This is a genomic window from Mycobacterium gordonae, assembly GCF_017086405.1.
Classification (GTDB): Bacteria; Actinomycetota; Actinomycetes; order Mycobacteriales; family Mycobacteriaceae; genus Mycobacterium; species Mycobacterium gordonae_D.
The window spans coordinates 3,817,396-3,830,589 of record NZ_CP070973.1; the positions used below are offsets into that span (position 1 = coordinate 3,817,396).

Here is a 13,194-nt window from a genome sequence, read left to right on the forward strand (position 1 = left end):
CCGGGAAAAGTGATTTGCCGCTACTAGGCCGAAAGCTTACGAATTGCCGACCAATTCGCAATACTGGTACCCGCGCAATTTTCCTGCGGACGCCGCACATCGACCAACGGGAGCACCACATGTCATACGTAATGGCAGCACCGGATTTATTGGCCGCGGCGGCAGCGGATATAGCAGGCATCGGCTCGTCCATGCGCGCGGCGAATTCGGCGGCCGCGGCGCCGACCACCGAGGTGTTGGCCGCCGCGGGCGATGAGGTGTCCGCGGCCATCGCGTCCCTCTTTTCCAGCCACGGCCAGGCCTATCAGGCCCTTAACCGGCAGGCGACGGCATTCCAGACGGAGTTCGTCCGGACGCTGACCCAGGGCGGTAAGGCGTACGCGCTCGCCGAGGCCGCGAGCGTGTCACCCCTGCAATCGATCTTGGATCTGATCAACGCACCCACCAACCTCCTGCTGGGTCGTCCGCTGATCGGCAACGGCACCGACGGCGCGCCGGGAAGCGGGCAGAACGGAGGGGGCGGCGGGATCCTCTTGGGCAACGGCGGCAATGGTGGCTCGGGCGCCCCCGGCGGACCGGGAGGTGCCGGTGGAGCGGCCGGGCTACTTGGCGCCGGCGGGATCGGCGGCGCCGGCGGAGTCGGCGGGGGCACCGGCGGCGCGGGTGGCACCGGTGGGTGGCTGTGGGGCAACGGGGGGGCCGGCGGAGCGGGCGGTACCGGGGCAGTGGGAATCAATGGTGGCGCGGGCGGACTCGGCGGTAGTGCCCTGTTATTCGGCAACGGCGGGGTCGGCGGCGTGGGCGGGACCGGTGGCTCCGGCACGATCGGCACTGCGGGCGCACCCGGCACCTCGATGATGGCCGGCGGAACGGGCGGTCCCGGTGGTACGGGCGGCGACGCCGGTCCGGGTGGCGCGGGCGGTAATGGCGGGCTGGTGTACGGCGCGGGCGGGGCCGGCGGCACCGGGGGTACGGGCGGCGCCGGTGGTGCGGGTGGGGTCGGCGGGGCGGGGTGGAATGCGACCACCGCCGGAGCAGACGGCGGCAACGGCGGCAACAGTGGCGCCGGGGGCGATGGCGGCAGCGGCGGTTTGGGCGGTGTCGGCGGACGCGGCTCGACGCTTTTCGGCGCCGCGGGAGCAAACGGAAATGGCGGAGCCGGTGGGGTCGGAGGCAATGCCGGAGCACCCGGCGACGGCGGTATCGGCGGTGCGGGTGATTCCGTCGTGACCACCGGCGGCTCCGGCGGCGACGGCGGGAACCCTGGCGCCGTGGGAGTCGGCGGTGCCGGCGGTGGGGCCGGCGGGCCGGGTGCCAGTCCCGGCGCCAGCGGTGCGATCGGAAGCATCATCGCGGGCAACGGCGGTACCGGGGGGACAGGCGGCCACGGCTACGACGCCGCCGCCGACGGAGCTCCCGCCGGGACATCTGGCGGCAAAGGCGGACAAGGCGGGTTCGGCGGCAGCCATGGGCGCGGGGGAGCTGGCGGGGCCGGCGGCAACGCCACGGCCGGCGGAAATGGCGGCGACGGCGGGTGGGGCGGCAGTAGCGGTACGTCCGGGGGTGTCGGCGGTGCGGGTGGTGCTGGCGGTGACGGCGCCGGCGCCGGCAACGGCGGCAACGGCGGAATCGGCGGCGATGGGATCAACATCACCGGACCGGCGGTCGGCGGTGCCGGAGGTGCCGGAGGTAAGGCTGCAACCGGCCTCGGCGGGAACGGCGGCACCGGCGGTCTCGCGTTGAGCAACGGCGCCGGCGACGCAATCGGTGGTACCGGTGGGGCCGGCGGCACCGGTGCTGCGGGCGGGGGAGACGGCGGCGCAGGCGGCGTTGCCATAAACATCGCAACTGGAAACGCTGTCGGCGGCGCCGGTGCCAACGGCGCCGGCGGGGGCGTCACGGGCAACGGTGGCAAAGGCGGGGACGGCGGCAGCGCTTCCATCGCCAACGCGCTGTCGACGGCGAAAGCAACTGGAGGCGTCGCGGGTATCGGCGGCGACGGCATCAATGGCGGAAACGGCGGCGCCGGTGGGTCAGCGACGACCGACGGAACGGGACTTGTCAATCCCGGTACCGGAGGTAGAGGTGGCAACGGCTCTGCCGGCGCCGGCGGAACCGGCGGCGCCGGCGGCGACGCAACCGTCACCAACGCGAACTCAACGGTGAGCCTGGTCGGCGGCACCGGCGGGGCTGGCGGCACCGGATTCGACAACCAGTTGTCCGCACTGGGCGGCACCGGGGGGACCGCGCAAACCAACAGCAGCAGCGCCGCGGCGACAGCCACCGGCGGCACCGGCGGGGCCGGGGGCAACGCCAGCGACGGCACCGGTGGAAGCGGGGGCAAGGGCGGATCCGGCATCAACGATGGGGCAGGCACGGCCATCGGCGGCGTGGGCGGGGTGGGTGGTACCGGTCCTGCCGGTGGCGGAGCCGGTGGAACAGGCGGGTCTGCCGACAACGGCGGAACGGGCAACGCGATCGGTGGCGCGGGTGCTGACGGCACCAGCGGCGGGTCTACCGGCTCCGGCGGTGACGGCGGAGCCGGCGGCGGCGCCCAGATCAGCAACAACGCTTCCGCCGCGACGGCCACCGGCGGCAAAGGCGGTGCGGGTGCCGACGGCACTTCCGGTGGCGACGGCGGTGAGGGCGGGACCAGCACGACCTCGGGGACAGGAGGCGTAGCAGGCGGCTCGGGCGGCAACGGCGGCAGCGGCACCACCGGCGACGGCGGACAGGGTGGCTCCGGCGGCTCGGCGACCATCGCCAATTCCACTTCGAAAGCCACCGCTTCCGCTGGAAACGCCGGCGACGGCGGCACCGGCGTCAATGGCGGCGACGGCGGACTCGGCGGGACGGCCACGACCAACGGGACCGGCAACGTCACCGCCGGGAAGGGCGGCACCGGTGGTATCGCCACCACCGGCAGCGGCGGCAATGGCGGCGACGGCGGCGGCGTCACCATCACCAACTCGAGCTCGACAGTCAATGCGATCGGTGGCACCGGCGGTGCCGGCGGTGTCGGTATCGACAATCTCGCCGGCGGACGCGGCGGCGCTGGCGGTACCGCACAAACCAACAGCAACACCGCCACAACCACATCCACCGGCGGCACCGGCGGTGCCGGCGGCACCGCCACCGCGGGCACCGGCGGTGCCGGCGGCTCTGGAGGCGCCGGGAATAACGACGGAGCCGGGAACGCCGTCGGCGGAGTCGCCGGCGCGGGCGGAACGGGTCCCACCGGAGGTGGGGCCGGCGGCAAGGGAGGTTCGGCGACCAACGGCGGAACCGGTGCCGCATTCGGTGGCGCGGGCGCGGACGGCACGAGCGGCGGCCTCACCGGCACCGGCGGCGCCGGCGGAGGCGGCGGTCAAGCAGAGGTGACTAACACCGGGTCCAGCGCCGCGGCTACCGGCGGCAAGGGCGGCGCTGGTGCTGCCGGCACCGCCGGCGGTAAGGGCGGGTCTGGCGGCGACGCGATCACCAAGGGAACGGGAGGCGTCACCGCCGGCACAGGCGGCAATGGTGGCGATGGCACTACCGCTTCCGCCGGCGCCGGCGGCATCGGTGGCACCGCACGCATCCTCAACACCACCTCCAACCAGACCGCGACCGGTGGTACCGGCGGGCTCGGCGGCAACACCCCGTCCGGCTCCGGCGGAAGCGGAGGCGCCGGCGGTGGCGCTGAACACGCCGGAGTCGGTCGCGCGTTCGGCGGAGACGGCGGGACCGGCGGTCAGGGGTCCGCGACAGGTGGGGCCGGCGGTGGCGGAGGTTCTGCGATCCAGACCGGAACCGGCAACGCCACTGGCGGAGCCGGTGCGAATGGCGCCGCCGGAGACACCGGGGGAGCGGGTGGCAGCGGCGGAGGCGCGCAGATCAACAACAACGCGTCGTCGGCCATCGCTAAAGGCGGCACCGGCGGAGCAGGCGCCGATGGTCCCATCGGCGGGGCCGGCGGCTCGGGCGGCGCCGCATCAACCAACGGCACGGGTGGAGTCTTCTCCGGGGCCGGCGGGGCCGGCGGCCAGGGAATCGACGACGTGGGCGGAGCCGGCGGTGGCGGCGGCTCCGCGAGCATCTCCAACAACAGCTCCACGGCAACTGCCGTCGGCGGCGCCGGCGGAGACGGCGGTGTCGGTGCCACCAATGGCGGCAACGGCGGAGCCGGTGGCTCGGCGTCCACGACCGGAATAGGAAATGTCACTCCCGGCGCTGGCGGCAAGGGTGGCGCCGGCCTCGGTGACGGCGGAGCGGGTGGTCAAGGCGGTGCCGCGACCGTCACCAACGCCGCCTCTGCGGCCACTGCCAAGGGCGGCACCGGTGGCGCCGGCGGCACCGCAACGACCGGCACCGGCGGTAGTGGCGGCGCCGGCGGCCAGGGATCCCATACCGGAGCGGGCACCGGCGCGGGCGGCACCGGCGGAGCGGGCGGTAAGGGCGCGAGCGGCGGCGGAGCCGGCGGCGACGGTGGCAGTGGGATCAACAGCGGAACTGGCAGCGCCGTCGGTGGCGACGGCGCAGACGGAAACACCACAACCGGCGGAGTCGGCGGTGCCGGCGGCAACGGTGGCAGCGCACAGATCGACAACAGCGGCTCGAACGCCACCGCTACCGGCGGCAAGGGTGGCGCGGGCGCCGCTGGCCCGGCAGGCGGCGGCGGCGGGCTCGGAGGCGACGCGACGAACACCGGCAAGGGAAGCACGATCGCCGGAGCCGGCGGCTCCGGCGCCAACGGCACCGCAGGTGCCGGGGGAACCGGCGGCGACGGCGGAACCGCCACCATCTCCAACCCCAACTCCACGTCAGCTGCGACCGGTGGCGACGGTGGAGCCGGCGGCAACGGCCAGAGCGGGGGCAAGGGCGGGTCCGGCGGTGCGGCGACTACGAGCGGAACCGGAAGTGTCACGCCGGGCACCGGCGGCGCGGGCGGTACCGGGACCACGGGTCTCGGCGGAAGCGGCGGTCGAGGCGGTGACGCCGCCATCACCAATACGACGTCGGCGGCTACCGCCAAGGGCGGAACTGGAGGTGCCGGCGGTACCGGCGTCAGCGGCGGTCGCGGTGGCGACGGGGGCTCGGGCGAGGGGAACAGTGCGACGACGGCCGCCATCGGCGGTACCGGCGGCGCCGGCGGCACGGCCACCGGTGTTACCGGCACCGGCGGAGCCGGCGGCACCGGCGGTGCGGCGACTCAAGCCGGTGGCGGCAGCGCCACTGGCGGCGCGGGCGGTGCAGCGGGTAGCGGCGCCAACGGCGGTGCGGGTGGCAGCGGCGGCTCCGCGCTCAACATCGGCGGAACAGGCCCCGCCACCGGTGGCGGCGGCGCAGACGGCGCCGCCGGAACCATCGGAGCCGGCGGTGCCGGTGGCGCCGGCGGTGCCGCGCAGGTCAACACCTCCACGTCGACCGGTGGGGCCACCGGAGGCAACGGCGGCAAGGGCGGCGGTGGCAGCACTGGCGGAGCAGGCGGCAAAGGCGGCGATGCGACCAATTTCGGCGTGGGAATCAGCGCCGCCGGTAACGGGGGCGCGGGTGGAACCGGGACCGGAAGCGGCGGGTTGGGTGGCGACGGTGGCACCGCGACCGTTGACAACTCCGGCTCCGTGGCGGTGGCGAAGGGCGGCACCGGCGGTGCCGGTGGCAGCGGGTTCAACGGCGGGAAAGGCGGATCCGGAGGCGGAGCATCTACGACCGGCTTGGGGGGCGCCAATGGCGGCACTGGCGGTGCCGGCGGCAGCAGCACCGGTGCCATCGCCGGCGGGGGAGCCGGCGGACGAGGTGGCGACGCCGTCATCTCGAACACCGGCTCGTCGGCCGCCGCCACCGGCGGCAATGGCGGCTCCGGCGGCAGCGGCGCCGACAACAGTGGCGTCCTGGGACGCGGCGGTGACGGCGGCAACGCTCAAAGCAAGAGCGGCCTCGGCGCGAGCGGGGCCGTCGGCGGCACCGGCGGAACCGGCGGCGTCGCTACCAACGGCACCGGCGGCGCCGGCGGCACTGGCGGACAGGCCATTCATACCGCTGCCGGTACTGCCACGGGCGGCCTCGGCGGCAACGGCGGCAACGGCACAACCAGCGGCGGCGCAGGCGGTAATGGCGGGCAGGCCGCCAACAGCGGAACCGGCAACGCGAAGGGCGGCAATGGCGGCCTAGGCAGCGCAGGTTCGACAACTGGAAACGGCGGGGCCGGCGGTCTCGGCGGCGATGCTTTCGTTTCCGAGCAAACCTCGGCCGGCAGCGCCACCGGCGGCAAGGGTGGGGCCGGGGCGGCAGGCGGCGCGACCGGCGGCAACGGCGGCAATGGCGGCGCCGGAGGCAACGCCACCAACCAGGGCCTCGGCTCCGCCGCCGGCGGCGCCGGAGCCGCCGGCGGCGGGGCGAATGGCGGCACCGCCGGCGCCGGCGGGGCAGGCGGAACCGGATTCATCACCAATACCGGCAGCGCCGCCGCCGCAAGCGGCGGCCTGGGAGGTCTCGGCGGAAGCGGCGCACAGGGCGGCTCTGGTGGAGCCGGCGGCCTGGGTTACTCCGATGGCACCGGCAAAGGCATCGGCGGAGATGGCGGCAACGGGGGTACCAGCAGCCTGGCCACCGCCAAGGGCGGCAACGGCGGCAACGGCGGCGACGCCCATGTGGGTGCTGGTGGCAGCACAACGGTCGGCAAGGGCGGCAACGGCGGCAACGGGCCGGCCGGCTTCGGCACCAACGGCACCAACGGAAGCGTCATCTGACACCTGCGTAGGCTCGGCACGGTGAGCGCACGCGCAGGAATCGTAGTCACCGGCACCGAGGTTCTGACCGGGCGAGTACAGGACCGCAACGGCCCCTGGCTCGCTGACCGGCTGCTGGAATTGGGCGTCGAACTGGCGCACATCACCATCTGTGGTGACCGTCCGGCCGACATCGAGGCGCAGCTGCGATTCATGGCCGACCAAGGGGTCGACCTGATCATCACCAGCGGTGGCCTGGGCCCGACGGCCGACGATATGACGGTCGAGGTGGTAGCCCGGTTCTGTGGACGTGAGCTGAAGCTCGACGAAGCGCTGGAGAACAGGATCGCCGAGATCCTCAAGTCCCTGATGGCGCGCAATCCCGCGTTCGCCGCGCTGATGGAACCGGGAAAGTTCGAGTCGGTGCGGGCGGCCAACCGCAAGCAGGCGATGGTTCCGGTTGGTGCGCAGATTCTTGACCCGGTGGGTACCGCACCGGGAGTGGTCGTGCCAGGCAAGCCGACCGTGCTGGTGCTGCCTGGCCCCCCTCGCGAATTGCAACCCATGTGGCGCAGAGCAATTGAGACCTCCGGAGTGCAGGACGCGATCGCCGGCCGCACCGTCTATCGCCAGGAGATGGTGCGAATGTTCGGGCTGCCGGAGTCGGGGCTGGCCGAGACGCTGCGCGACGCCGAGACCGCGATTCCCGGCTTCGCTTCCCTGGAAATCACCACCTGCCTCAGACGCGGTGAACTGGAGATCGTGACGCGCTACGAACCCGACGCTGCGGAAACTTACGCACAACTGACCGAAATGCTGCGCGAGCGCCACGGCGAACAGGTGTTCTCCGAGGATGGCTCGCAGGTCGACGATCTGGTCGCGCGGCTGCTGGCCGGGCGTCGGATCGCGACGGCGGAATCCTGCACCGCCGGGCTGTTGGCGGCCCGGCCGACCGACCGCCCCGGATCCTCGGAATACGTGACCGGCGGCGTGGTTTCCTACTCGAACGAGGCCAAGGTGGAACTACTCGGCGTCGACGCCGCCCTGATCGGCCGATACGGCGCGGTTTCCGAGCCGGTGGCCGAGGCGATGGCCGCGGGTGCGCTCAAACGCTTCGACGCCGATACCGCGGTCGCCATCACCGGAATCGCCGGGCCCGGCGGCGGAACAGAGGAAAAGCCCGTCGGCACAGTCTGTTTCACCGTCGCATGCAGCGACGGTCCGACCGTCACCCGCACGCTGAGGCTACCCGGCAACCGTTCCGACGTCCGGGAACGCTCCACCACGGTAGCCATGCACATGCTGCTGCGGGCACTCAGCTCTTAGCCGGGAGAAACGCACTTTCCGCCGAGCCGAACCGAATTCCGGTGGCGTCCTTGCCGATCAGCGTCAACAACGCCACCATCACCAGCACCGGCACAATCGTCGCCGCCAGTGCGAACGGGTAGCCGTGCGTTTCGGCCAGGTGCTCCTGGATCGGCAGGTTGAACGCCGCCAGCAAATTGCCCAACTGATACGTCACGCCCGGATACAGGCCGCGGATGGCGTCCGGCGACAGCTCGGTGAGATGGGCCGGGATGCAACCCCACGCCCCCTGCACGAAAAACTGCATCAGAAACGAACCCAGACACAACATCGCCGCGGTGCGCGAATAGGCGAAGATCGGCACGATCGGCAGGGCTAGTACGGCGCAGAACACGATGGTGTAGCGGCGGCTGAAGCGCTGGGACAACGTGCCGAAGGCCAGTCCGCCGACGATGGCGCCGACGTTGTAGACGATGACGAGCCAGCGCGCGGTCGCGCTGGATAGACCCGCACCGTGGTCGTCGGTTGCCTTGAGGAAGGTGGGGTAGACGTCCTGGGTGCCGTGACTCATCCAATTGAAGGCGGTCATCAGCAATACCAGGTAGAAAAACCGACGGATGACCTTGGCCTCGCGCAGGACGTCGCGCACCCGGGTTTTGGTCAGCCGCATGCGGTCCTGGGCGGCCTCCCAGACCTCGGATTCCTCCACCTTGTAACGGATGATCAAGCTGATCATGGCAGGGACGATGCTCAACGCGAACAACCAGCGCCAAGACAAGCCGAACCCGTTCATGACCACCAGCGAGGCCAGGCTGGCCAGCAGATAACCGAACGAGTAACCCTCCTGCAGCAAACCGGAGAAAAACCCGCGCCGCTCGGTGGGAACCTTCTCCATAGCCAGCGCCGCGCCCAACCCCCACTCTCCGCCCATGCCGATGCCGTACAGCAGTCGCAGGATCACCAGCACGGTGAAATTCGGCGCGAACGCGCACAGGAACCCCACCACCGAGTAGAACAGCACGTCGACCAGCAAGGGCAGCCGTCGGCCGACCCGGTCAGCCCACAGCCCGAACAGCAACGCGCCGACGGGACGCATCACGAGTGTCGCCGTCGTGACGAACGCGACCTCAGTCCTGCTGCGGTGGAACGTCTCGGCGATGTCGGCGTAAACCAGCACGACGATGAAGAAATCGAAGGCGTCCATCGTCCAACCCAGGAAAGCTGCCAAGAAGGAGTTGCGCTGGTCGCTGGTCAACCGCTGTCTCGTCACGAGAGCATCGTGGCCTACGTGTCGCGATATCGCGAGTCCGCCGCGCATGCGGGTATGTTCCGGACATATGCGGATCATCGATGCCGATGGACACGTCGCCGAAAACTCGACTCTTGCTTTTGAGGCGTTGAAACGCTGGCCGGATCGTGTGCAGTTGAGCAACGATCGACGGCCGCGGCTGACGATCGAAGGCCGCAACTATCCCGAAGACACCGGCCCGGGCGCCGGATGCCCGCCCGAGCACGGCATCACCAGGGCGCCGGGCATCAATTGCTCGACGGCTGAGGGAGTGCTCGCCGACGCCGACCGCGATCATCTGGACACCATGGTGCTCTATCCCAGCCTCGGGCTCTGCGTGCCCAGCCTCGAAGATCCGGTATTCGCCGCCGGTTTCGCGCGCCTCTACAACCAGTGGATCGCCGATTTCTGTGAACCGACGCATGGCCGGTTGCGCGGTGTGGCCGTGACGCCGATCGAACACGGCGAGGTGGCCGTCGACATCATGGTCGAAGCCAAGGAGCTGGGATTGGTCGCGACGCTGGTCCCTCCGGCGCTGAAAACCCGCAATCTCGATCACCCCGACCTTGACCGTTTCTACGCCGCTGCCGTGCAGCTGAACATGCCGCTGGGCATCCACGGCGCGCCCGGCATACACCTGCCCAAGATCGGCGTCGATCGCTTCACCAATTACATCCAGGTGCACTGCATCAGCTTTCCGTTCGATCAGATGACGGCGATGACGGCGCTGGTGTCCGGCGGTGTGTTCGATCGTCACCCCGGACTCCGGGTCGCGTTTCTGGAGGCCGGGGCCGGGTGGGTTCCGTTCTTCATCGATCGCCTGCACGAGCATTACGAGAAGCGCGGTGACTGGATCGAGGGTGGCTGGCGCCGTGACCCGCACGACTACCTGCGAGCCGGCAACATCTGGGTGACCTGCGAACCGGAAGAGCCGATCCTGCCGGGCGTCATCGACGTATTGGGTGACGACTTCATCATGTTCGCCAGCGACTACCCACATTGGGACGGGGAGTGGCCGGAAAGCACGAAGCGGTTGCGGCAGCGACGCGATATCAGCAGGCAATCGCGGGAAAAGATCGGCGGACTCAACGCCCAGCGCTTCTACGGGCTCAATTAGACGGGGCCGAAGTAGACGAGTCTGAATCAGACGACCCGAAGCACCCGTCGGTGGCAGGATCTGCCCATGGTGGCTTTTCTGGTACGCGCAGCATTGACTGGACTCGCCTTGTGGGTCGTCACCCTTTTCGTGCCCGGCTTGACCTTCGTCGGCGGCAACAGCACGCTGCAGCGGATCGGCATCATCTTCGTGGTCGCGGTGCTCTTCGGATTGGTGAACGCCATCGTCAAACCGATCGTGCAGATTCTGTCGATTCCGATGTACATCCTGACCCTGGGACTGTTCCACATCGTGATCAATGCGTTAATGCTGTGGATCACGGCGCAGATCACCAAGGACACCACCCACTGGGGTCTGCAGATAGACCACTTCTGGTGGACCGCAATCTGGGCGGCAATCCTATTGTCGATCGTTAGCTGGATCCTGTCGCTACTGACCCGCCGGGCCAGCCGGCGCCGCCAATAAACGCACCCGGGCAATCGGGAAATTTCGCGCGGACATCCTATGTTGTCAGGCCCTGTTGCACATATGCTAAGTAGCACCGTGCTTACGAAGACCGCCTGCTGACACCGCCCACCGATTACGCTGTCTCTCGGCACGAACTCCATACGAGCTCCTCGCGAGATCCTCACCAGGACGGGATACTGCCGCATGAACACTGTCGCGATCGGATCATCGCCAGGTCCTTCGACTACGCGGCTAAGTTCCCAACTAGGCGATCCGAACAGCGGCTTGCGGGCGGTCACCGAATGCACCGGGTCGGCAGTGGTCGTTCATGTCGGCGGCGATATCGACGCCAGTAACGAAGTGATCTGGCAGCGGTTGATCAACAGGAGCGCAGCCATATCGATTGCCCCGGGTCCATTCGTGATCGACATCCGCGAGCTGGATTTCCTGGGTTCGTGCGCATACGCGGTGCTTGCCCAGGAATCGGTGCGTTGTCGTCGTCGTGGCGTCAACCTGCGCCTGGTGAGCAATCAACCGATCGTGGCCCGCACCATTGCTGCGTGTGGACTGCGCCGGTTGCTGCCGATGTACAGCACCGTCGAGGCGGCTCTTGCCCCACCTGCCTGAATCAGGGTCAGTGCGGCCCGAGTAGGCCGTTGAGAATCCCCAGCCCGGCTTGCACCTGCGGACCCGCAACGTTGGGCGGCGGGGCGTCGCTGGTGGGCTGCCAGGGCTGGCAACCACTGGTCTTGAAGGTTTTGTCGGTGGGCTCGATCTGGACGATCTGTGGTTTTTTGGTCATCGCATTGTCGACGAGTGCGCCGTCCGGGTTGCCCGTCCGCTTCCAGTAGCAGGTGCCGCTGCCTACGGGTCCAGCAGTGCTGTAGGTACCCGGGGCGATGTCGGTGCCGACGGCGTAGATGCCGTCGTGGTCAATGGTCGTCTTCGGTACTCCTGCGGGTGCCGGCGCCCCGGCAGGGGCAGGGGATGGAGCCGGCGAAGGCGTCGGCTCGGGATCTGCGGTGGCGATACCTGCCAATCCGAGCCAGCCTGCGACGATCAGCGCTGCGGCCGCGACCCGCGCCGCCGTTTGCTTAGAGCCCATAAGTAACGAGCTTACCGGGCTGAGGAGCTCATTTCGAACCGTCAACCGAAGAGTCCCGGCCCGCGATCAACGTGCGAGCGTAGGCGAAGCAGAACACCGTGCCGATAACGACTGACGGCGCGATCGTTCGTGCGATGTGAGGAGTGCCCATCAATCCGTGACCCGCGGCCAGCGCCGAGCCGGCGGACGTCGACGCGCCGGTAGCGGCAAGCCAGAAACCCTGCCCGGATGTGCGGGCCGACCGATAGATCCGCTCGATGAGCAACTCCAACGCCAATGCCGCAAAGGTACTCAACAACAGTTGCGTCGCCGCTGCGCGCAACGCCACTGCGGGGCCTTCGGCGCAATTGGCGACCGCAGCCCAACCGCCGTACAGCGCGCCGGCACCCAGGGCCAACAGCAGCCGACGGGCGCGCAACCGCGCAGGCGCAGGGGCGCTCACCGTGACAGACGCAGTCGGACCTGGCGGCACAGACCGCCGAGCATGGTCACCGCCGTCAGCGGAATCCACACCAGTAGCGCCTCATCGTGGTGAGGGTTGAGCTCGCGGTAGAACCGGACGTCGGGATGGCTCTCGAACCGGTTCATTCCCGCCGCGTTGCGGGGGACGGCATCGGACCGCACGATCCACGGGTCGGCGCCGATCGGTCGGTATCCGCGCCCGGCGGCGAGCTTGCGAACCAGCGCATCGATGTCGGGTGGGATCGGCCGGCCACGGCTCGGATACACCCGAGGCATCGTCCGGGTGAACAGCCGATAGGCAACGGGTGACGACGTGCGAGCCAGGTAGCCCAGTGCCGTGCCCGGCCGCCGTAGCTTGAACCGCAACGCTTCTCGCAGCCCGAAGGCCATCCCCGAGACGCCGCCGTCGTGGTACCCCGGCCGGAAGAATCCGCCCGCCGAGAATGCGGCGACCGGTCGGCCGGCGTGCTCCACACACTGGATGCCGATATAGGCGAAACCGGCGAACTCGCCAGAAGCGCCGCGGTACAGAGTCAGGCGCAGGTCGCCGGCGCCGAACAGGTGCTGCTCGAACTGTTCGCGGGTGTGGCCGTGCATCGTCTGGGTGTAGACGTCGTACATCCGGTCCAGCAGTTCGGCACGCCGCCCTGCAGACAACGTCTCCGACCGGACGGTTTCGCTGCCGGCGATGCGCCGGAGCGGGTGCACGTGGGACCGTACCGTCACGATGACAACTCCTCGCCGTTGACGCGCGATGAAA

General features: G+C 70.0%; 9 protein-coding genes. 5 read left to right on the top strand and 4 right to left on the bottom strand.

Translation table 11 applies throughout. The annotated features are described in order from the left end of the window. Positions 1-119: 119 nt before the first annotated feature. Positions 120-6,731 (top strand): PE family protein, encoded by a 6,612-nt coding sequence (locus JX552_RS16110; RefSeq protein WP_205873068.1) that lies wholly within the window; start codon positions 120-122, stop codon positions 6,729-6,731. A gap of 21 nt (positions 6,732-6,752) precedes the next feature. Beyond that, positions 6,753-8,036 (top strand): competence/damage-inducible protein A, encoded by a 1,284-nt coding sequence (locus JX552_RS16115; protein ID WP_205873069.1) that lies wholly within the window; start codon positions 6,753-6,755, stop codon positions 8,034-8,036. Here JX552_RS16115 and JX552_RS16120 read toward each other — a convergent pair. Further along, positions 8,026-9,285, bottom strand: coding sequence for an MFS transporter (locus tag JX552_RS16120; RefSeq protein WP_205873070.1), 1,260 nt, complete (start codon positions 9,283-9,285; stop codon positions 8,026-8,028). The two genes, JX552_RS16115 and JX552_RS16120, sit on opposite strands and share 11 nt — an antisense overlap. A 67-nt stretch (positions 9,286-9,352) precedes the next feature. Here JX552_RS16120 and JX552_RS16125 point away from each other — a divergent pair, with 67 nt between their 5' ends. The 3 genes from JX552_RS16125 to JX552_RS16135 all read left to right on the top strand — a co-directional run bounded on the left by JX552_RS16125 (position 9,353) and on the right by JX552_RS16135 (position 11,494). After that, positions 9,353-10,420, top strand: coding sequence for an amidohydrolase family protein (locus tag JX552_RS16125; RefSeq protein WP_205873072.1), 1,068 nt, complete (start codon positions 9,353-9,355; stop codon positions 10,418-10,420). Positions 10,421-10,486: 66 nt separating this feature from the next. Next, positions 10,487-10,885 carry a phage holin family protein gene (locus tag JX552_RS16130; protein WP_205873073.1) on the top strand — a complete coding sequence of 133 codons (399 nt, stop codon included), beginning with the start codon at positions 10,487-10,489 and terminating at the stop codon, positions 10,883-10,885. Between the two features lie 186 nt (positions 10,886-11,071). Next, positions 11,072-11,494 carry an anti-sigma factor antagonist gene (locus JX552_RS16135; protein ID WP_205873074.1) on the top strand — a complete coding sequence of 141 codons (423 nt, stop codon included), beginning with the start codon at positions 11,072-11,074 and terminating at the stop codon, positions 11,492-11,494. Positions 11,495-11,501: 7 nt separating this feature from the next. Here the strand turns inward: JX552_RS16135 and JX552_RS16140 are convergent, their stop codons facing one another. Genes JX552_RS16140 through JX552_RS16150 form a run of 3 tightly spaced genes read right to left on the bottom strand, consistent with a single transcriptional unit; the run spans position 11,502 to position 13,160 of the window. Beyond that, positions 11,502-11,972 carry an Rv1352/Rv1906c domain-containing protein gene (locus JX552_RS16140; RefSeq protein WP_205873075.1) on the bottom strand — a complete coding sequence of 157 codons (471 nt, stop codon included), beginning with the start codon at positions 11,970-11,972 and terminating at the stop codon, positions 11,502-11,504. Between the two features lie 28 nt (positions 11,973-12,000). After that, positions 12,001-12,414 carry a hypothetical protein gene (locus JX552_RS16145; RefSeq protein WP_241010578.1) on the bottom strand — a complete coding sequence of 138 codons (414 nt, stop codon included), beginning with the start codon at positions 12,412-12,414 and terminating at the stop codon, positions 12,001-12,003. Continuing rightward, positions 12,411-13,160, bottom strand: a complete 750-nt coding sequence (locus JX552_RS16150; protein ID WP_241010579.1) for a hypothetical protein — start codon at positions 13,158-13,160, stop codon at positions 12,411-12,413. Before JX552_RS16150 ends, JX552_RS16145 begins: the two co-directional genes overlap by 4 nt. Positions 13,161-13,194 lie beyond the last annotated feature (34 nt).